This is a genomic window from Streptomyces sp. CA-278952 (assembly GCF_028747205.1).
In the GTDB taxonomy this organism is placed as follows: domain Bacteria; phylum Actinomycetota; class Actinomycetes; order Streptomycetales; family Streptomycetaceae; genus Streptomyces.
Window position 1 is genome coordinate 6,991,126 of the sequence record NZ_CP112880.1, and the last position, 19,330, is coordinate 7,010,455.

At 72.2% G+C, this 19,330-nt stretch carries 18 protein-coding genes; 13 read left to right on the forward strand and 5 right to left on the reverse strand.

What is annotated here, in order from left to right; genetic code table 11:
• Positions 1-13 precede the first annotated feature (13 nt).
• The 5 genes from N7925_RS31060 (at position 14) to N7925_RS31080 (ending at position 4,442) form a co-directional block, all read left to right on the forward strand.
• Positions 14-286, forward strand: a complete 273-nt coding sequence (locus N7925_RS31060; protein WP_265602787.1) for a phosphoribosyl-ATP diphosphatase — start codon at positions 14-16, stop codon at positions 284-286.
• A 91-nt stretch (positions 287-377) separates the two neighbouring features.
• The gene (gene hisG, locus N7925_RS31065) at positions 378-1,226 is read left to right on the forward strand and encodes an ATP phosphoribosyltransferase (RefSeq protein WP_265602788.1); all 849 of its coding nucleotides are present in this window, start codon (positions 378-380) and stop codon (positions 1,224-1,226) included.
• Positions 1,227-1,264: 38 nt separating this feature from the next.
• Positions 1,265-1,735: a PH domain-containing protein gene (locus tag N7925_RS31070; RefSeq protein ID WP_265602789.1), complete on the forward strand. Its 471-nt coding sequence runs from the start codon at positions 1,265-1,267 to the stop codon at positions 1,733-1,735.
• A gap of 230 nt (positions 1,736-1,965) precedes the next feature.
• A complete protein-coding gene (locus N7925_RS31075; protein ID WP_274345818.1) occupies positions 1,966-3,339 on the forward strand; it encodes a hemolysin family protein in 1,374 nt (457 codons plus the stop codon).
• Entirely contained in the window at positions 3,336-4,442 is a 1,107-nt protein-coding gene (locus N7925_RS31080) for a hemolysin family protein (protein ID WP_274345819.1), read from the forward strand. The genes N7925_RS31075 and N7925_RS31080 overlap by 4 nt, the downstream gene beginning before the upstream one ends.
• A 44-nt stretch (positions 4,443-4,486) precedes the next feature.
• On the opposite strand, the gene N7925_RS31085 is transcribed toward N7925_RS31080, so the two are convergent.
• Entirely contained in the window at positions 4,487-6,391 is a 1,905-nt protein-coding gene (locus N7925_RS31085) for an AAA family ATPase (RefSeq protein WP_274346581.1), read from the reverse strand.
• A gap of 357 nt (positions 6,392-6,748) precedes the next feature.
• A complete protein-coding gene (locus N7925_RS31090) occupies positions 6,749-7,378 on the reverse strand; it encodes a uridine kinase family protein (RefSeq protein WP_274345820.1) in 630 nt (209 codons plus the stop codon).
• 186 nt (positions 7,379-7,564) lie between these two features.
• Here N7925_RS31090 and N7925_RS31095 point away from each other — a divergent pair, with 186 nt between their 5' ends.
• The 4 genes from N7925_RS31095 (at position 7,565) to N7925_RS31115 (ending at position 11,850) form a co-directional block, all read left to right on the forward strand.
• The gene (locus N7925_RS31095; protein ID WP_265602793.1) at positions 7,565-8,929 is read left to right on the forward strand and encodes a peptidase C39 family protein; all 1,365 of its coding nucleotides are present in this window, start codon (positions 7,565-7,567) and stop codon (positions 8,927-8,929) included.
• A gap of 85 nt (positions 8,930-9,014) precedes the next feature.
• The gene (locus N7925_RS31100) at positions 9,015-9,797 is read left to right on the forward strand and encodes an SAM-dependent methyltransferase (protein ID WP_265602794.1); all 783 of its coding nucleotides are present in this window, start codon (positions 9,015-9,017) and stop codon (positions 9,795-9,797) included.
• 246 nt (positions 9,798-10,043) lie between these two features.
• Positions 10,044-10,196, forward strand: coding sequence for an SCO1431 family membrane protein (locus N7925_RS31105; protein ID WP_018960604.1), 153 nt, complete (start codon positions 10,044-10,046; stop codon positions 10,194-10,196).
• Between the two features lie 481 nt (positions 10,197-10,677).
• Positions 10,678-11,850: an acyl-CoA dehydrogenase family protein gene (locus N7925_RS31115; RefSeq protein WP_274345821.1), complete on the forward strand. Its 1,173-nt coding sequence runs from the start codon at positions 10,678-10,680 to the stop codon at positions 11,848-11,850.
• A gap of 457 nt (positions 11,851-12,307) precedes the next feature.
• Here N7925_RS31115 and N7925_RS31120 read toward each other — a convergent pair whose 3' ends face one another.
• A complete protein-coding gene (locus tag N7925_RS31120; protein ID WP_265602796.1) occupies positions 12,308-12,706 on the reverse strand; it encodes a hypothetical protein in 399 nt (132 codons plus the stop codon).
• A 202-nt stretch (positions 12,707-12,908) separates the two neighbouring features.
• On the opposite strand from N7925_RS31120, the gene N7925_RS31125 reads away from it, so the two are divergent.
• From N7925_RS31125 to fxsA, 4 genes are all read left to right on the forward strand, one after another.
• Positions 12,909-13,349 (forward strand): Lrp/AsnC family transcriptional regulator, encoded by a 441-nt coding sequence (locus tag N7925_RS31125; protein ID WP_010057405.1) that lies wholly within the window; start codon positions 12,909-12,911, stop codon positions 13,347-13,349.
• A gap of 68 nt (positions 13,350-13,417) precedes the next feature.
• The gene (locus tag N7925_RS31130) at positions 13,418-15,064 is read left to right on the forward strand and encodes an amidohydrolase (RefSeq protein ID WP_274345822.1); all 1,647 of its coding nucleotides are present in this window, start codon (positions 13,418-13,420) and stop codon (positions 15,062-15,064) included.
• 596 nt (positions 15,065-15,660) lie between these two features.
• Positions 15,661-16,428: a polyprenol monophosphomannose synthase gene (locus N7925_RS31135; protein WP_265602798.1), complete on the forward strand. Its 768-nt coding sequence runs from the start codon at positions 15,661-15,663 to the stop codon at positions 16,426-16,428.
• A gap of 114 nt (positions 16,429-16,542) precedes the next feature.
• Positions 16,543-17,151, forward strand: a complete 609-nt coding sequence (fxsA, locus tag N7925_RS31140; RefSeq protein WP_274345823.1) for an FxsA family membrane protein — start codon at positions 16,543-16,545, stop codon at positions 17,149-17,151.
• Between the two features lie 145 nt (positions 17,152-17,296).
• On the opposite strand, the gene N7925_RS31145 is transcribed toward fxsA, so the two are convergent.
• Together N7925_RS31145 and N7925_RS31150 are read right to left on the reverse strand one after the other, a co-directional pair.
• Positions 17,297-17,671, reverse strand: coding sequence for an RNA polymerase-binding protein RbpA (locus tag N7925_RS31145; RefSeq protein WP_003959706.1), 375 nt, complete (start codon positions 17,669-17,671; stop codon positions 17,297-17,299).
• A 266-nt stretch (positions 17,672-17,937) separates the two neighbouring features.
• The gene (locus N7925_RS31150) at positions 17,938-19,311 is read right to left on the reverse strand and encodes an MFS transporter (protein WP_265602800.1); all 1,374 of its coding nucleotides are present in this window, start codon (positions 19,309-19,311) and stop codon (positions 17,938-17,940) included.
• Positions 19,312-19,330: the final 19 nt, after the last annotated feature.

The following is a 19,330-nucleotide window of genomic DNA, read 5'->3' on the forward strand; positions in this document are numbered from 1 at the left end:
TCTGAGGACCATCATGGCTGACAAAACCTTCGAAGAGCTCTTCGCCGAGCTCCAGCTCAAGGCCGCCGAAGGCGACCCCGCGACCTCCCGCACCGCCGAACTGGTGAGCAAGGGCGTGCATGCCATCGGCAAGAAGGTCGTCGAGGAGGCCGCCGAGGTCTGGATGGCGGCCGAGTACGAGGGCAAGGAAGCCACCGCCGAGGAGATCTCCCAGCTGCTGTACCACGTCCAGGTGATGATGGTCGCCCGCGGCATCTCGCTCGACGACGTCTACGCCCATCTCTGAGCCGATCGCCACGCCGTTCCCCGGGCCCGGCCCGGGCGGACACCACCGCGAACCGCCCGCACACTCCCTCCGCACGAAGGAAGCCGACCTCATGCTGCGCATCGCCGTTCCCAACAAGGGTTCACTCTCCGGACCTGCGATGGCGATGCTCCATGAGGCCGGCTACCAGCAGCGCAAGGAGTCGAAGGAACTGGTCCTGGTCGACCCCGGGAACGAGGTCGAGTTCTTCTACCTCCGCCCCCGCGACATCGCGATCTACGTCAGCTCCGGCAAGCTCGACATCGGCATCACCGGTCGCGACCTGCTGCTGGACTCCGGGGCCGACTCCGAGGAGATCCTCCAGCTCGGCTTCGCCCGCTCCACCTTCCGCTACGCCACCAAGCCCGGCACCGCGGCGGGCCCGCAGGACTTCGACGGCATGACGATCGCCACCTCCTACGAGGGCATCGTCGCCGCCCACCTCGACAAGGCGGGCGTCAACGCCTCCGTCGTCCACCTCGACGGCGCCGTCGAGACCGCCATCGAGCTGGGCGTCGCCCAGATCATCGCCGACGTGGTGGAGACAGGCACCAGCCTGCGCAACGCCGGCCTCGAAGTGATCGGCGAACCGATCATGACCTCCGAGGCCGTCGTCATCCGCCGCCACGGCGCCCCCGCCGACGACCCCAAGGTGCAGCAGTTCCTCCGCCGCCTCCAGGGCGTCCTGGTCGCCCGGTCCTACGTGATGATGGACTACGACTGCCGCGTCGAGCACCTGGAGCGCGCCGTCGCCCTCACCCCGGGCCTGGAGTCGCCGACCATCTCCCCGCTGCACCACGAGGGCTGGGTCGCCGTCCGCTCCATGGTCGCCGCCAAGGAAGCCCAGCGGATCATGGACGACCTGTACGAGCTCGGCGCCCGCGCCATCCTCACCACGGCCATCCACGCCTGCCGCCTCTGACGGCCACGGCCCGCCCGCACCCCCCGAGAGAAGATCCGATGTCCGCGCCCAGGCCCGAACAGCCCACCCTGCCGGTCACCTTCCGGCCCACCCTCACCCGGGTGGTCCTGCTGAGCACGGGCCTGGCGATGTTCCTCGTCATCACCGTCATCGCGCTGATGCTGGAGCGGCTGAACCCGGGGGAGCGGATCACCTTCGTCTTCGTCGCGGCGCTCTTCTTCGGCGTCCTGGCCCTGCTCAGCAGGCCCAAGGTCACCGCCGACGAGACCGGGATCACGGTCGTCAACCTCACGTTGACCCGCAGGCTGGCGTGGGAGGAGATCCTCCGCGTCAACCTGCGCTCCGGCGACCCCTGGGTCTACCTCGACCTCAGCGACGGAACGAGCCTGCCCGCCCTCGGCATCCAGCCCGGCCTGGCCAAGCAGCAGGCCATCCGCGACGCCCGCGCCCTGCGCTCCCTCGCCGAGTCGCACGGCTCCGGGAGCGACGACACCCCGGCTGCCGGCTGAGAGCCTGCCCGGGCCGAGGTCACCCGAAAGCCTCTGTGCCCCTGCCCGGTGCGGGGCCTTCTTGTCTACTCTGGTGGGCGGCGGCGCCCCGCGCGCCCCGCCCCGCCCGTTCCACGGCCCCATCCCGGGCCCGCGGGGCTTTCCCTGCGACCCAAGGAGTGACTCCCTCCAGCAATGGACGGATCGTCCGGTAGTACCTGCGCCGCCCCTTCCCCGGAGGCGGCGGCCTCATGACCACCCCTCTGCTGCTCCTCACAGCGGCCTTTCTCCTCATCCTCGCCAACGGATTCTTCGTGGCGGCCGAATTCGGGCTCGTCACCGTGGAGAAGCCCGACGCGGAGCGCGCCGCCGCCGAAGGCGACCGACGGGCCCGTACCGTCGTCGAAGCCCTGCGCGAACTCTCCTTCCAGCTCTCCGGCACCCAGCTCGGCATCACCATCACCTCCCTGGTGGTGGGCATGCTCGCCGAACCGGCCCTCGCCCAGCTGCTCGCCGGACCCCTCACCGCCGCCGGACTCCCCGCGGGGGCCGTCCCGGGCGTCGGCGTCGTCGTCGGCATGCTGCTGGCCTCGGCCGTCCAGATGGTCGTCGGCGAACTCGTGCCCAAGAACTGGGCGGTCTCCCGGCCGCTCCAGGTGGCCCGCTTCGTCGCCGGACCGCAGGCCCGCTTCGCCGCGCTCCTGCGCCCGGTGATCACCCTCCTCAACGCCCTGGCCAACCGGCTGGTGCGGCTCCTGGGCGTCGAGCCCACCGCTGAACTGGCCTCCGCCCGCACCCCGGGCGAGCTGGTCTCCCTGGCCCGGCACTCCGCCGAGGCCGGAACCCTGGAACAGGACACCGCCGACCTCTTCGTCCGGACCCTCTCGCTGGCCGGCCTCACCGCCCAGCACGTCATGACCCCCCGGGTGAAGGTCAGCGCCCTGCACTCCACTGCGACCGCCGCGGACGTCCTCAACCTCACCCGCGCCACCGGCCTCTCCCGCTTCCCGGTCTACCGGGACCGCATCGACGAGGTCATCGGCATGGTCCATCTCAAGGACGCCCTCGCCGTCCCCGCCTCCGAACGCCTGCGCACCCCGGCCGGACGGATCGCCGTCCCCCCGCTCCTGGTGCCCGGGACGCTGCCGGTGGAGGCGCTGCTGCGGCGGCTGCGCCACGAACAGCCGATAGCCGTGGTCATCGACGAGTACGGCGGCACCGCGGGCGTCGTCACCCTGGAGGACATCATCGAGGAGCTCGTCGGCGAGGTCCGCGACGAGCACGACGCCGAGGGCGCGGGCCGCCCCGAGCTGACCGCCGCCCCCGCCGAGGACGGCCGCCCGGTGTGGGACGCCGAGGGCAGCTGCCGGGTGCACACCCTGCGCCGCAGCGGACTCGATGTGCCCGAGGGGCCCTACGAGACCGTCGCCGGGCTCGTCGCCGGCCTGCTGGGCCGCATCCCCGCCCCCGGCGACCGGGCCGAACTCCCCGGCTGGCGGATCTCCGTCCGCCAGGTCGCCCACAACCGCGCCGAACGGGTCCGTTTCACCCGGGTGTCCGGCCCACTGGCGCCCGACCCGCTGCCGGACAGGGCCGCCCCGGCACTGCTGGAGGCCGCGCGATGAGCATGCTCCAACTCCTCCTCGCCGCCCTCCTCGTGCTGGCGAACGGCTTCTTCGTCGGCGCCGAGTTCGCCCTCGTCTCCGTACGCCGCAGCCAGATCGAACCGCTCGCCGCACAGGGCTCCGGCCGGGCCCGCACGGTCCTGCACGGGCTGGAGAACCTGCCCCAGATGATGGCCGCCGCCCAGTTCGGCATCACCGTCTGCTCCCTCACCCTCGGAGCCGTCGCCGAGCCGACGCTCGCCCATCTCCTGGAGCCGCTCTTCCACGCGGCCCACGTCCCCGACGGGCTCGTCCACCCCCTCGGCTTCGCCCTCGCGCTCCTGTCGGTGGTCGTCCTGCACCTGGTCATCGGCGAGATGGTCCCGAAGAACCTCGCGATGGCCGCGCCCGAGCGGACCGCACTGTGGCTGAGCCCCGGTCTGGTCGCCTTCGCCCGGCTCTGCCGCCCGGTCACCACCGCGCTGGGCGCCTGCGCAGGGCTGGTGCTACGGCTGTTCGGCGTCGAACCGAAGGACGAGGTGGAGGCCGTCTTCACCAGCGAGCAGCTCAACCGGCTCGTGGAGGACTCCGGACAGGCCGGCCTCCTCGGACCGGAGGCGGCGACACGCCTGGAGGACGCCCTCGAACTGGGCAGCAGGCCCGTCGCCGACGTCCTGCTGGAGCGGGCGTCCCTGGTCACGGTCGACCCGTCGGTGACCCCGCGCCGGATCGAGGAGCTGACCGTGCGCACCGGCTTCTCCCGCTTCCCGGTCTGCGCGGACGGCAACGGCCCCTTCATGGGCTACCTCCACGTCAAGGACGTCCTGGAGCTGGAGGACGCCGACCGCGCGGTCCCGCAGCAGCTCTGGCGCCCGATGGCGACCGTACGGGCCGAACTCCCCCTGGACGACGCCCTGACCGTGATGCGCCGAGCCGCGACGCACCTGGCGCAGGTCGCGGACGCCTCGGGCCGGATCCTCGGCCTGGTCGCCATGGAGGACGTCCTGGAGACGCTGGTGGGGGAGGTCCGCGACCCGGCCCACCGGACGGTCTCGGTGCCCCGCCGGACGGTGGACGTGCCGAAGGCGCCGGACCTTCCGGCGCCCGGGGCCCTCGTGCACTGAGGCACGGCCGCGCCGCGCCGGGAGCGAACGCCCCCGGCGCGGCGTCAGCCCGCGCCCGGCTCCTGCTTGCCCCGGCCCACCGGGCCGCGCCCCGACAGCACCTCGCCGTACGCCTGCATCAGGTCCGCCAGCCGCAGCGTCGACAGGTCCTGGCGGGTCAGCTCGCCCGGACAGCCGGAGAGCCGCAGATCACGGTAGGCACAGCTCTTCTCGTACAGCGTCCGCAGGAAGCGGCCGTTGCCCAGCTCGTCGATCCAGCCCTGGTCCACCACATGGCCGCTGATGGAGCGCAGCTCGTCCACCGCCTCCTCGTCCCACACGTCGTCGTTCTCCGCGGCCAGCACGCTCCCGATCGCGGTGAGTTCGAGCGGCCGGTAGCTGGGGAAGTCGACCCGGCTGGTGAAGCGGGAGGAGAGCCCCGGGTTCGTGGCGAGCAGCCGGTCCATGCCCTCCGGGTAACCCGCGAGGATGACGACGAGATGGTCCCGGTTGTCCTCGGCCCGCTTGAGGAGTACCTGAAGCGCCTCGTCGCCGTACGCGTCGCCCTTGCTGTAACCGGAGTTGGCCAGGCTGTACGCCTCGTCGACGAACAGCACCCCGCCGAGCGCCGAGTCGATCAGCTCATTGGCCTTCACCGCCGTCTGCCCCAGGAACTCGCCCACCAGATCGGACCGTTGGGCCTCGACGAGATGATCGCCGCCGAGCAGCCCGAGGGCGTAGAAGACCCTGCCCAGGATGCGCGCCACGGTGGTCTTGCCGGTGCCGGAGGGGCCGGAGAAGACGAAGTGACGCTTCGGCGGCTGGACCGGGAGGCCCTGCTCGGCCCGCAGCCGGGCCATGTTCAACTGCGCCGAGAGCGCCTTGACCTGCCGCTTGACCGGTTCGAGACCGACCATGCGCTCCAACTGCGCCAGCGCCTCGGCGAGCAGGGCGGGATCGCTGGGTCCGGCAGGGAACGGTGGCGGCTTACGGGTTTTGGTCCGACGGGCGCCCTCGACGGGGGCGGGCGGGCCGGGGACCGGCTCGTCACCGAGCAGCCCCGCGTCGCTCACCGGCCAGGGCTCCCGTCCGTCCACCGGATCGGCGCCCAGCAGCGCGTCGCCCTCCGGCTGCGCCGCCGTCCCCGACGCACCGGAACCGAAACCGGTCAGGGTCACGGCGGCCAGGTCCGCCGACTCGTCGTACCCGTCGCCCTCCACGAGCGCGGCCAGCCGGGCGGAGGTGTCCATGAAGGCCGGGTCGACCCGGTGCACCGCCCGGTACAGCGGCAGGGCGGCCGCGCTGCGCCCCGTGCCCTCGTGGGCCCGCGCCAGCCAGTAGCGCAGCTCCTTGCGCTGTGGCTGTTCGCTGCGGCAGCGCATCAGCGCGGCCGACAGCAGGGGCTCCGCCTGCCCGAACATCTCCAGCCGCACCCGAGCCATCCCGCCGAACAGACCCGCCTCGATGCCCAGCATCGGATCGTCGACGAGCTGCTCGGTGCAGCGCACCAACTGCTCCCAGTCCTTGACCAGATAGGAGCGACAGGCGTGCAGGAACCGCACCTGCGGATCCGCGTCCACCGGCGGCAACCCGGCCAACGCCCGGTCCAGCTCGGGCACATGGCGTCCGTCCAGCCAGTGCGAGGCGTGCGCGAGCAGTAGATCGCGCCGGCTCTCCAGCACCGGCTGCACCCACCAGCCGAGCCAGTACCAGGAGTTGAGCGTACGGCGGTGGCGTGCCCGCTGTTCGCCGAAGCGGTCGCGGTGCTGGTACATGCGCAACAGGGCCGTGGTGGTGTCGATGCGGAGCGCGTGGAGGCCGAGCCAGCCGTCCGCCATGCCCGGATCGAACCGCACCGCGGCTCTGAACTCCTCCTCGGCCTGCGGGTAGGCGCCCATCGTGTAGGCGTCCATGCCACGCAGCCAGGCGAGGTCGGCAGGGGCTCCAGCGCCCTGTGTGCCGATGTCCATCAGGTCCCCCACAAACCGTGCCCCCAGGATGTCCCGCCCGCACAGCATGCCCACCGGAGCGTGCTGAATCACGGCGTGGAGGAAGGGAATTGACCACACCGAGGTGCATCGTACCCGCGCACGGGGAGGTGACCGCCCGATGGCCGACCCTCGGAGGTGGTGACCCAGGGTGAGTGAATCGCTCTGCGTGGTCGCCGGGGCGGCGGGGGAGCACAGAGCGAAGCCCCCGATCACGGGGGAACAACCGGGGGCTTCGCGTCCATGGGGGCTCCGAAAAGCCGCACAATGAGAACGTAAGACCAGTAAGGCCCCCCGGTCAAGCGGAGTTGGGGCACTTCCGGGTCGATTTCCGACTGCTCAGTATGGCGGGACGTCCTGGCTACCGTGTGTGATGGCCCGGTGCACTCCCGCTGTCGTGCGGGGCCCCGCCAGCCACACGTACCCCTCCGGCAACTGGCGTATCAGAGTGTCGGCGTACGGCCGTGAGGGATCTTCGGCGAAATGCCGGGCCTCGGCGAGCGTCCACCCGTCCCAGAACCCGGTGAGCCCGGCCCCGTCCCGCCGCCGGCCCCGCTCCCAGGACGTGTCCCGGTCCACCTCCATCCAGCACACCGCCGCCAGCCACGGGCGCACCTGACGGCGCCCCGCGCCGACCCCCTCCACCAGCACCACCGGGGCCGGCTCCAAGGTCCGCGCCGGGCCGAAGCGCCGCTCCGTCCAGTCGTACGGGGCGTACCGGGCGCTCTCGCCGCGCGAGAGGGGCAGGAGCACCTGCTCCCGCAGCCGCCCCGTCCACCCGAACAGCTCCTCGTGCGTGGCGAGGTCGTCCAGATGGAGGACCGGCGCACCGCCCAGCGCCGCCGCGAGACGGGCGGCGAAAGTGCTCTTGCCCGAACCGGCGTGCCCGTCGACCGCGACGAGCCGCACCGGTCCGCAGGAGGGGGGCAGTGCGGAGAGGTCATCGGCGTGGCGGGCCAGGTCATCCATGGCTCCAGGGTACGTTCCGGCACGGAAGCGCCCGGGGTCCACCGCAGGTCACGCCAGTGGTCCAGACCCATATTCGGTCCGGCGGCGACTGCCGAACACTGGCCCGATCCGACTGCGGACCGGGATAGTTGGCGCACCGCACGGCACCCGCAGACCACCTTCCGCATCCGACCGGGGGTCACGACCATGACCAGTCCGACTTCGCGCAGAACCGTTCTGACCGCCGCGCTCGCCGCGGCGGCGGCCGCCGGCACGGTGGGCTCCACCGCGTCCGCGTCCGCCGCCCCGACCTCGCCCACCGGCTCCTCCGCCGCCCCGGAAGCGCTCATGGACAACCGTTTCTGGCACACCTACACCGACTGGCGCTGCGGCACGGGCGACGGGACCCGGGTGCTTCCGGGGCCCCGGCCCGGCGTGGTGATCGCCGTCCCGGCGGGCCGCACCGACTACACCGACCCGCACACCGGCGGGACGGCCGCCTGGGACTACGCCACCTGGACGTCCCCCGTGCACCGCTCCGCCGTCCCCGCCACCGAGGTGATCGCCTCCTGGAACGCGCGCACCCCGGCCGGCACCTGGATCCAGGTCGAGCTGAGCGGCGTCTACGCGGACGGCACCGCGACGCCCTGGTTCGTGATGGGCCGCTGGGCGGCGGGCGACGGCGACATCCGCCGTACGTCCGTCGACGGCCAGGGCGACCCGTACAGCTCCGTGTGGACGGACACCTTCTCGGTGGACGACCCCGCGAGCGGCGTCCGCCTGGTCTCCTACCGGCTGCGGCTCACGCTGTACCGCACCCCGGGCAGCCGCCTCACCCCGACCGTCTGGCGGGTCGGCGCGATGGCCTCCGACGTGCCCGACCGCTTCACCGTGCCCGCGAGCACCCCCGCGCTCGCCCGCGAACTGCCCGTGCCCCGCTACTCGCAGAACATCCACATCGGGCAGTACCCCGAGTACGACAACGGCGGCGAGGCGTGGTGCAGCCCCACCTCCTCGCAGATGATCATCGAGCACTGGGGCCGCCGCCCCACCGCCGAGGACCTGGCCTGGGTCAAGCCCGGCCTGCCCGACCCCCAGGTCTGCCACGCCGCCCGCCAGACCTACGACTACCAGTACGAGGGCTGCGGCAACTGGCCGTTCAACGCCGCCTACGCCGCCACGTACCGCGACCTGAACGCCGTCGTCACCCGGCTCGGTTCGCTCACCGACGTGGAGCGGCTGATCCGCGCCGGCATCCCCGTCATCACCTCCCAGTCCTTCCGCGAGGAGGAACTGACCGGCGCCGGATACGGAACGGCCGGCCACCTGATGACGGTCATCGGCTTCACCCCCGAGGGCGACGTCATCGCCAACGACCCCGCGTCCCCCGACAACGACGCGGTACGCCGGGTCTACCGGCGGCGTGAATGGGAAAACATCTGGCTGCGGACCAGACGCTACGACGCGGCTGGCAAGGTCAGGAGCGGCACGGGCGGGGTGTGTTATGTCTACTGGCCGACGCGGACGACACCGGGGCAGTGGCGCGTGCTAACGGCGCTCGGCCTGCTGTGAGCGTGCGCGGCCCCGCGGCCGTCCGCGCCGCCAAAGTGCCGTGGGCGCAGAGGAGTTGCCGGGAGGGCCGCGCTATGTTGAAGAGGTGACCGACCTCAACTCGCGCATCGACACATCCCGCCCGCACACGGCCCGGATATGGAACTACTGGACCGGCGGCAAGGACAACTATCCCGTCGACCGACAGGCCGGTGACGAGATCCGGGAGCTGCACCCCGGCATCGGTGCGTACGCGAAGGCGGACCGTCTGTTCCTGGGACGGGCGGTCCGCCACCTGGCCGAGCAGGAGGGCATCACGCAGTTCCTGGACATCGGAACGGGTCTGCCCAGCGCCGACAACACCCATGAGGTCGCCCAGCGCGTGACCCCGGACGCCCGTGTCGTGTACGTGGACAACGACCCGCTGGTGCTGGCGCACGCCCAGGCCCTGCTGGTCGGGACACCCGAGGGGCGCACCGACTACCTGGACGCCGATCTGCGGGACGTCGACGCGATCCTGGCGGCAGCGGCGAAGACTCTCGACTTCTCGCGGCCGGTGGCGCTGATGCTGCTCGGGGTCGTCATCTTCATCGAGGACGACGAGGAGTCGTACGGAGTCGTCCGTCGGCTGATGGACGCGCTCGCCCCCGGCAGCCACCTCGTCCTGTCCCACACGGTCACGCACCCCGACATGCCGGACGTCGACGAGGCGGTGGCGTTCTGGAACGAGCACGGGACGCCGAAGCTCACGCAGCGGACCCCGGCCGCCGTGGCCCGCTACTTCGAGGGCCTGGAGCTGCTGGAGCCCGGGGTGGTGTCCTGCTCCGCGTGGCGGGCCGCATCGCCGACGCCGGACGTCGCGATGTACGCGGGCGTCGGCCGCAAGTGAAGGACGGCTCCCGGTGGTCCCTCGGGCCACCGGGCCCGTAGCCGGTGTGGCGTGCCCCACTGCGTGCTCCCGCCCGCGTGGCCCGTCCCGGCCCGTTTTCCCTGCCGTACCTGCGGAGCGGGACGCCCGCGGACGCTCGGTCCGCCCGGGGCCGTGACGGGGATCTCGTTTTCCGCGGCCCGGGGTGCTGGCACTCTGGTCGGGTCCCGGGGGACCCAGTCGATGCCGTACGAAGAGCGAGACGCCATGACCGCGACCACTGCCGCAGGAAACGCCCACCACGCCCGCCGCGCGCGCACCGGCGGCCCCGAGGACGGCTCGAAGCTGATGGAGCACATCGCCGGCTGGGCCTTCGTGGTCGTGTTCGCGATGCTCGTCACCCAGCTCGGCCTGCTGTGACGGCTCGCTCGCGCTAGGACCCTGTAGCCCTCGACGTCCGCTTCGGCCGATGCCCGGCAGCAGCTTCTGCGGCGGGATGCCGAGGGCCCCCGGCGTGGAGATCGCGGCGTCGGAGTGGAAGCCCTCCGTCGTGGCACCGGCTGCGGCCGGGAGCACCCGACGTGACAGGGGCGCGATGGCCGTTCGGTGGAACCGTAGGAGCACGGGACCAGTTGGGCCAATGGTTCGGACCAATTCGCCGGTGGTTCGCGGTCGTCCTGGCCGTTTGGCCTGCGCGGTTGCCCCCGTGACGGGAGACATTCGATCGGGCATACTCGACCCGCCACAGCCGATCACCGCGCCACCCGTGACCCGGGAAGGCAGGATCGGCTGGGCAGTCTGTCTTTCTTTCCCGGGTCACTTCCGGGAGACCACCCGGCGGCGCCTCTCCCACCCCGAGCGCGTGACCGCCGCAACGCCCGACAGGGAGGAGAGCGCCGTCATGTCCGACCGTGCCCCGCAGCCGGTGGAACGCCGCCTGCCCACCGAGGAGTCCCGGCAGCTCGTCGCGCTCGTCCGCGACATCGTGTCGAAGGAGATCGCTCCCCGGGCGGCCGGGGAGGAGGAAGCGGGTGTCTTCCCCCGCGAGGTCTTCACCCTCCTGTCCGAGGCCGGACTCCTGGGACTCCCGTACGACTCCGCCCACGGCGGCGGTGACCAGCCCTACGAGGTCTACCTCCAGGTCCTGGAAGAACTGGCCGCCGCCCGGCTCACCGTCGGTCTGGGCGTCAGCGTCCACTCCCTCGCCTGCCACGCCCTGGCCGGATTCGGCACCGACGAGCAGCGCGCCGCGCATCTGCCGGCGATGCTCTCCGGGGGCCTGCTGGGCGCCTACTGCCTCTCCGAACCCGCCTCCGGCTCCGACGCCGCCTCCCTGCGTACCAAGGCCGTGCGGGACGGGGACGGCTGGGTCATCACCGGGACCAAGGCCTGGATCACCCACGGTGGCGTCGCGGACTTCTACACCGTGCTCGCCCGCACCGGCGTCGAGGGCCCCCGCGGCATCACGGCCTTCCTCGTCCCCGGCGACGCCGAGGGTCTGAACGCCGCTCTCCCCGAGAAGAAGATGGGGATGAAGGGCTCGCCCACGGTCCAGCTCCACTTCGACGGCGTCCGGGTCGGCGACGACCGGCGCGTCGGTGAGGAGGGCCAGGGCTTCGCCATCGCCCTGTCCGCGCTCGACTCCGGGCGCCTGGGCATCGCCGCCTGTGCCGTCGGGGTCGCCCAGGCCGCGCTGGACGAGGCCGTCCGGTACGCCACGGACCGGCGGCAGTTCGGCCGCCCCATCGCGGACTTCCAGGGGCTGCGGTTCATGCTCGCCGACATGGCCACCCAGATCGAGGCCGGCCGGGCGCTGTACCTGGAGGCGGCGCGGCTGCGGGACGCGGGGGAGCCCTTCTCCCGGCAGGCCGCCATGGCGAAGCTGTTCTGCACGGACGCGGCCATGCGGGTGGCCACCGACGCCGTCCAGGTGCTCGGCGGCTACGGTTACACGCTCGACTTCCCGGTCGAACGGCTGATGCGCGAGGCGAAGGTGCTCCAGATCGTGGAGGGCACCAATCAGATCCAGCGCATGGTCATCGCGCGCCACCTCGCGGGTCCCGAGACGCGCTGAACCGCGGCGGCGCCTCCGGCCACGGGGGCAGTGCCGCGGCCCGACGCCACTCCGGGTCGCGGCGGCCCGGCAGGGTGCGGCCGTCGCTCTCCCACTGCCTGAGCAGCGCGCTGTAGATCGGCGGGTCCACGGGGGCGCCCAAGGGTGAGGCCCCCGTGGAGCGGGGCAGCGGCTGTGTGGGCGTCCCCGGCTGCGGAACCGATTCTGCGGGGGCGGGTGCGGCGAGACGGCGGTGACCCGAACCGACTGTTGAATGCAGCGTGGTCATACGGGGCCAACGCGCCGGGGCCGGCCGGGGTCACTGCCATGTCGATTCGAGCGCTCGTTCGCGGGTTCCCGCGCCCGGTCGCCGACGACCGGCCGATGCGGTGCCTCGGGCACCACGGCGGCCAGGTCCTGTCGTCGAACGACAGGACCTGGGCCGTCGTGGTGCTGGGCAGGGCGTACGGCCTGCGGGTCAGGCGGCCTCGCGCCGCATCCCCGGCACGCGCAGCGGACGGGAGCCGGGTCCCCCGGCGTGCGAGAAGGGCTGCATCCGCCAGTCGAGTCCCTGGGGGAGCGTCAGCAACAGCGCCGCCTCCTGCTCCTGGAGTTCCAGCGTCTCGTCCGCGGGCCGGGCGTCGCTCACGCCGCGGCCGGTTCCGGTGCAGACGGTGAGGACGAAGGGGTTCCACGGCGTGGGGCACCGGGCGTGCTCCGGCAGGACGTCCTCGTCGGCCAGGAGCGCGATGGGCTGGGCGCAGTCCGGGCAGATCACCCGGACCATCTCGAACATGTCGTACGCGTCGGCGCTACCGTCGTCGTCCGGATCAACAGGCTCCGGTTCGGTACGTTCGGTGAGCTTCAGGCTCTGCATGGAAATTCCCCCCTCGGGTGGGCCGACAAGGCGCCACGGCCTCGACCACAGCAAGCACTTCCCGCCGCGCATCGCCGATAACCGTGAGGCGGCCCGCTACCGAGCCGCGAGTGTGTGGCATTCGTCACATGGGGCCCGCAGAGGTCGAACCGTGACCCGTGCGACTGTGCCGAGCGGCGCCCGTGGCCATAGGTTGATCCACATGGAGGAGCTGGACCGTCAGATCGTTGAGTTGCTCGTCAAGGACGGGCGGATGAGCTACACCGACCTGGGCAAGGCCACGGGCCTGTCCACTTCGGCGGTTCATCAGCGCGTCCGCCGACTGGAGCAGCGCGGGGTGATCCGCGGCTATGCCGCGGTCGTCGACCCCGAGGCCGTCGGGCTGCCCCTCACCGCGTTCATCTCGGTGAAACCGTTCGACCCGAGCGCACCCGACGACATCGCCGAACGGCTCGCCGGAGTGCCCGAACTGGAGGCCTGCCACAGCGTCGCCGGGGACGAGAACTACATCCTCAAGGTGCGCGTGGCGACCCCGCTGGAGCTGGAACACCTGCTCACCCGGATCCGCACGCTCGCCGGCGTGTCCACCCGGACCACCGTCGTCCTGTCCACCCCGTACGAGGCCCGGCCCCCGCGTATCTGAGCGGCGGGCCGCCCGCCGCTCGGGGGGCCGGGGACCGGGCGGCGGCCGCCAGGCGCGAGACTGGTCCCATGAGCCAGAGCACCGCCCCCCAGAGCGCCCCCGGACACCGCACCGTGCTGTTGCGCGGCGGAGACGTCCACAGCCCCGCCGATCCGTTCGCCACCGCGATGGTCGTCGAACGCGGCCATGTCGCCTGGGTGGGTTCCGAAGGAGCCGCCGACGCCTTCGCGAGCGGCGTGGACGAGGTGGTCGACCTCGAAGGCGCCCTGGTCACCCCGGCGTTCACCGACGCCCATGTGCACACCACCGCCACCGGCCTGGCCCTGACGGGGCTGGACCTCTCCGGCGCCCGCACCCTGTCCGAGGCCCTCGGCCTCGTCCGTGCGTTCGCGAACGGGCGCCCCGCCGGGGACGTTCTGCTCGGACACGGCTGGGACGCCGCCCGCTGGCCCGAGCGGCGTCATCCGTCGCGCGCCGAGCTCGACGAGGCGGCCGGCGGCCGGGCCCTGTACCTGCCGCGGATCGACGTGCACTCCGCGGTCGTCACGACGGCCCTGCTCGACCTCGTCCCCGGCGTCACCGCGATGACCGGTTACCACCCCGACGCGCCGCTCACCGGCGACGCCCACCACGCGGTACGGGCCGCCGCCCACGGCGCGCTCCCGGCCGCCCAGCGGGGAGCCGCGCAGCGCGCCGCCCTCGACCACGCCGCCTCCCTCGGCATCGGCAGCGTGCACGAGTGCGGGGGGCCGGAGATCTCGGACGAGGAGGACTTCACCTCCCTCCTCGCCCTGGCCGCCGAGCGGCCCGGACCCCGCGTCCTCGGCCTCTGGGCCGAGGAGATCGCCGACGAGAAGGACGCCCGGCGCATCCGCGAGCTGGGCGCGATCGGCGCGGCCGGCGACCTGTTCGTCGACGGTTCCCTCGGCTCGCACACCGCCTGCCTGCACCGGCCCTACGCGGACGACCCGCACACCGGCACCGCCCACCTGGACGCCGCCCGGATCGCCGCCCATGTCACCGCCTGCACCGAGGCGGGCCTCCAGGCGGGCTTCCACGCCATCGGCGACGCCGCGGTCACCGCCGTGGTGGACGGGATCCGGGCCGCCGCGGGCACGCTCGGCCTCGACCGGATCCGGGCCGCCCGCCACCGCGTCGAACATGCCGAGATGCTCACCCCCGAGACGATCGCCGCCTTCGCGGAACTGGGCCTTACCGCCTCCGTCCAGCCCGCCTTCGACGCCGCCTGGGGCGGCCCGGACGGGATGTACGCCGAGCGCCTGGGCGCGGAGCGGGCCGCCACCCTCAACCCGTACGCGGCGCTGCTGCGGGCCGGAGTGCCGCTGGCCTTCGGCTCCGACAGCCCGGTCACCCCGCTCGACCCCTGGGGCGCCGTGCGGGCCGCCGCCCACCACCGCACCCCGGAACACCGCATCTCGGTCCGCGCCGGGTTCACCGCGCACACCCGCGGCGGCTGGCGCGCCGTCGGCCGTGACGACGCGGGCCTCCTGGTGCCCGGCGCCCCGGCCGACTACGCCGTCTGGCGCACCGCGGAACTCCTGGTCCAGGCCCCCGACGACCGGGTCGCCCGCTGGTCCACCGACCCCCGGTCCGGGACGCCCGGCCTGCCGGATCTCACCCCCGGGGCCGACCTTCCCGTCTGCCTGCGGACCGTGGTCTTCGGACAAACTGTCTACGTTCGACCGAACGAGTGACGTCGGGACATTTCGTACCGCCGATCGATGGCCCGATCGCTGGTCCGCGACCTGCGGCCCTTCCTTACTGACCAGGCGATTCTGGAAAAAGTCGCAGGTCGCACGGGTGTTGACAGAAAGCGCCCACGGGCCGGTAGGTTCGGCCGGGTCCACCACAGGACGTCCGTCCGGTTAAACCTCCACGCAGTCGTCGAACGCCGCTGGGTCATGAGATGGTGTGCCGCACCGGCCCACCACCGCCGACAGCCAGGTTCAGCGCCCGCGCCTCGGGGGCGAGGGAAGGTTCCAGCCGGACGGAGGGTGGGACCCGGGTGGGGCCCGGACGTTCAGTAGACAACGGCTTTCGGTCGACCCGCAGCCAGCGGGTCCCAGGTCGGCCCGAAGGGCGCCGGGCCCCGATCCGAAGTTCCGACGCTTCCTCCCGCGTCTCCTCCGCCTCGTCTCCCGGAGGCGGTCGCCGGGTGCCGGGCCCGTGTTCTGTCCGCAGTTCCACGGGTCTGTCCGCGCCGCGCCGCGCGCCCGCGCGACCGCGTCGGCGTCCGACGGCGGTGCGCTGGATATGGTGTCCCCCTGTGTACGGACTCTAAGGGGCAGTAGTGAACGACGGCGGTCAGAGGCAGTTCGGCCCGCTCGGCAAGGTTCTGGTGATCATTCCGACCTACAACGAGGTCGAGAACATCGGGCCGATCGTCGACCGGGTGCGTACCGCCGTCCCGGATGCCGACATCCTGGTGGCCGACGACAACAGCCCCGACGGCACCGGCAAGGCGGCCGACGAGATCGCCGCGGCCGACGACCAGGTCCACGTCCTGCACCGCAAGGGCAAGGAAGGGCTCGGCGCCGCCTACCTCGCCGGCTTCGCCTGGGGCTCCGAGCACGGCTACGGCGTGCTCGTCGAGATGGACGCCGACGGCTCCCACCAGCCCGAGGAGCTGCCCCGGCTGCTCACCGCGCTGAAGGGCGCCGACCTGGTCCTCGGATCCCGCTGGGTGCCGGGCGGCCGCGTGGTCAACTGGCCCAAGAGCCGTGAGGTGATCTCGCGCGGCGGCAGCCTCTACTCCCGGCTCGCCCTCGGTCTCTCCGTCCGGGACGTCACCGGCGGCTACCGAGCCTTCCGCACCGGGACGCTCGACGGCCTCGGACTGGACGAGGTCGCCTCGCAGGGCTACTGCTTCCAGGTGGATCTCGCCCGCCGCGCGGTCGAGGCGGGCTATCACGTGGTCGAGGTCCCCATCACCTTCGTCGACCGGGAGATCGGCGACTCCAAGATGAGCCGGGACATCCTCGTCGAGGCGCTGTGGCGGGTCACCGGCTGGGGCATCACCTCCCGCGCGAACAAGGTCCTGGGCCGCAAGACCCTCTGAGACCGCGCACCGGCGAACGCCGAAGCTCCGGACCGGCGAACGAGGGCGCGGCCCGACCGGCTTCATGATCACCCGCTTACGCCGTTCGCACGCCCGTACAGGCACACTGGGGACATGACGACCGGCACTCCGCCCCCGACCCGTCCCCGGCGCTCGCGCGCCCGTAGATTCCTGCCGCTGGCCCTGGCCGCCTGGCTGGTCCTGGAGATCTGGCTCCTGACCCTGGTCGCCTCGGCGGCCGGCGGTCTCGTCGTCCTGCTGATCCTGGTGGCCGGGGCCGCGCTCGGCGCCGCTGTCATCAAGAGCGCGGGCCGACGCGCCTTCAAGAACCTGACCGAGACGCTCCAGCAGATGCCGGGGCAGCCCGGCGCTCCGGCCACGCCGCCGGCCACCTCCGCGGGCGCCAAGGGCTCCCGGGGCAACGGGCTGCTGATGCTGGGCGGGCTGCTGCTCCTGATCCCCGGTCCGATCTCGGACGTGGCCGGACTGATCCTGCTGGTGCCGCCGGTGCGCACCATGATCAGCCGGTACGCGGAGCGCTCGCTGGAGCGCCGTATGCGGGACGCGGCGCCCGGGGGCCTCTCGGACGCCTTCCAGCAGGCCAGGATGGGCCGGCCGGACGGAAAGGTCGTCCAGGGCGAGGTCATCCGCGAGGACGGCTCCCAGGCGCCCTCCGGGCCCGACGACGACCCCCGGGGCCCTCGCCCGCCCCTCACGCCCTGAGGGAGGCTCCCGGCGTGCCGGGGGGCCATGCCATCGGGCGTCGGGGCCATGCCCCCGGGCATACACAAGAGCCGTGGGCCGTGACACACGTTCTGTGTCACGGCCCACGGCTCTTGGTGCTGTGCTGCAGTGCGGTACTACGCGGTCAGGCAGACTTCCTGCTGTCCCGCGGGTGCACGGCGATGTTCATGGCTCCGGAGCGCAGAACCGCCAGCCTCTCGGCCAGCACCTCCTCCAGCTCCTCGCGGGTGCGCCGCTCCATGAGCATGTCCCAGTGCGTGCGCGCGGGCTTGCCCTTCTTCTCCTCGGGGCCATCCCCGTCCACCAGGAGTGCCTGGGCGCCGCACGCCTTGCACTCCCACTCCGGCGGAATCTCTGCTTCTACCGAGAACGGCATCTCAAATCGATGTCCGTTCTGGCATGCGTACTCCACCGCCTGGCGCGGGGCCAGATCGATGCCGCGGTCCGTCTCGTAGCTGGTAACCACAAGTCGCGTGCCGCGGAGAGCTCGCTCACTCATGAATCGTGCCTCCCGGGCTTGTCGCCCACAGGACAAAATGTCGCTGTCGTCGTCATCCGGTCAACGTCCGGTCGGCGGTAAAGATTCCCGTTGCCGGTCATGCGTCGCCCGTCGTGCCGCTGCTTTATCTGGGTTGAGTACCCGCGCATGCCCGGTTTGTCACCTCTGGTGGAAGTTGTCACTCAACGGTCGAGCCGCTTCCACTGGCAGTAACGGTCCTCCCGGGCAGGCCAAAGACGTATACTACCGCCCTTTGACTTCAACGTCTAAATCCGTTCCGGCACGGGGTTGCCCGCGGCCTCCACCGCACGCCTCACCGGGACCCGCGCGAGCAGCACCGCGCCGAGCGCGAAGAACACGATCAGCGAGATGATCGCGTCGCGGTAGCTGCCGGTCAGCTGGTACGCCAGACCGAACACCAGGGGCCCCAGCCAGCTCAGTCCGCGGTCGCTCAACTCGTACGCGGAGAAGTACTCCGCCTCCTTGCCGCGCGGCACCAGGTGCGAGAACAGCGACCGCGACAGGGCCTGGCTGCCGCCCAGCACCAGGCCGATCGCCGCCGCCAGGACGAAGAAGAACCCCGGAGCGTCGGCGGGCAGCAGATAGGCGGAGATCAGGATGAGGGTCCAGATCACCAGCGATCCCAGAATGGTGCGCTTCGCCCCGTACGTCCGGGCGAGCCGCCCCATGCCGAGCGCCCCCGCCACCGCCAGGATCTGCACCAGCAGCACGGCGACGATCAGCGTCGTCTGATCCAGGCCCAGCTCCTCGGAGCCGTACAGCGAGGCCTGCGAGATCACCGTCTGGATCCCGTCGTTGTAGACGAGATAGGCGAGCAGGAAGGAGAGCGTCAGCGGGTGGCGCCGCATGTCGCGCAGGGTCGCTCTCAGCTGCTGCCATCCGGATCCGACCGCTCCCTCACCGCTCGGCGGGATCCGGCGGTCACGCAGCCGGCGCAGCGGTACGAGGGTGAACGCGCCCCACCACACACCGGCCGACGCGAGGCAGATCCGCACCGCGTCGGACTCCGCGAGACCGAAGGACTCGTGGCCGGTGTAGAGGATCAGGTTGAGGACCAGCACGACGGCGCCCGAGGTGTAGCCGAACGCCCAGCCGCGCGAGGAGACCGCGTCGCGCTCCTCCGGCCCGGCGATCTGCGGCAGATAGGCGTTGTAAAGGACCATCGACACGGAGATGGAGGCGTTCGCCACGATCAGCAGGAACGCGCCCAGCAGATAGCGGTGGCCGTCCAGGAAGAACATCCCCGCCGTCGCCGCGGCCCCCGTGTAGGCGGCTGCCGCCAGCAGCGGTTTCTTGCGCCCGGTACGGTCCGCCGCCGCGCCCACGATCGGCATCAGCACGACGGCCACCACGATGGACGCCGAGACGGAGTACGCGAACAGCGAACCCGCGCGCACGGGTATGCCCAGCGGGTGCACGAACCCGTCGGGATCCGCCGCCGCCTTGGCGATCGACGTCAGATACGGACCGAGGAAGACGGTCAGCACACTGGTGGAGTAGACGGAGCACGCGAAGTCGTAGAAGTACCAGCCGTGCTGCTCGCGTCTGCGGGCGGCAGCGGCCTGGTCGTCCGGCGGCTGCCCGGCCGGATCGGCCTTCCCTGTGGTCCCGGTGCTCAAGCCGCGCCCCCTCGGTCGT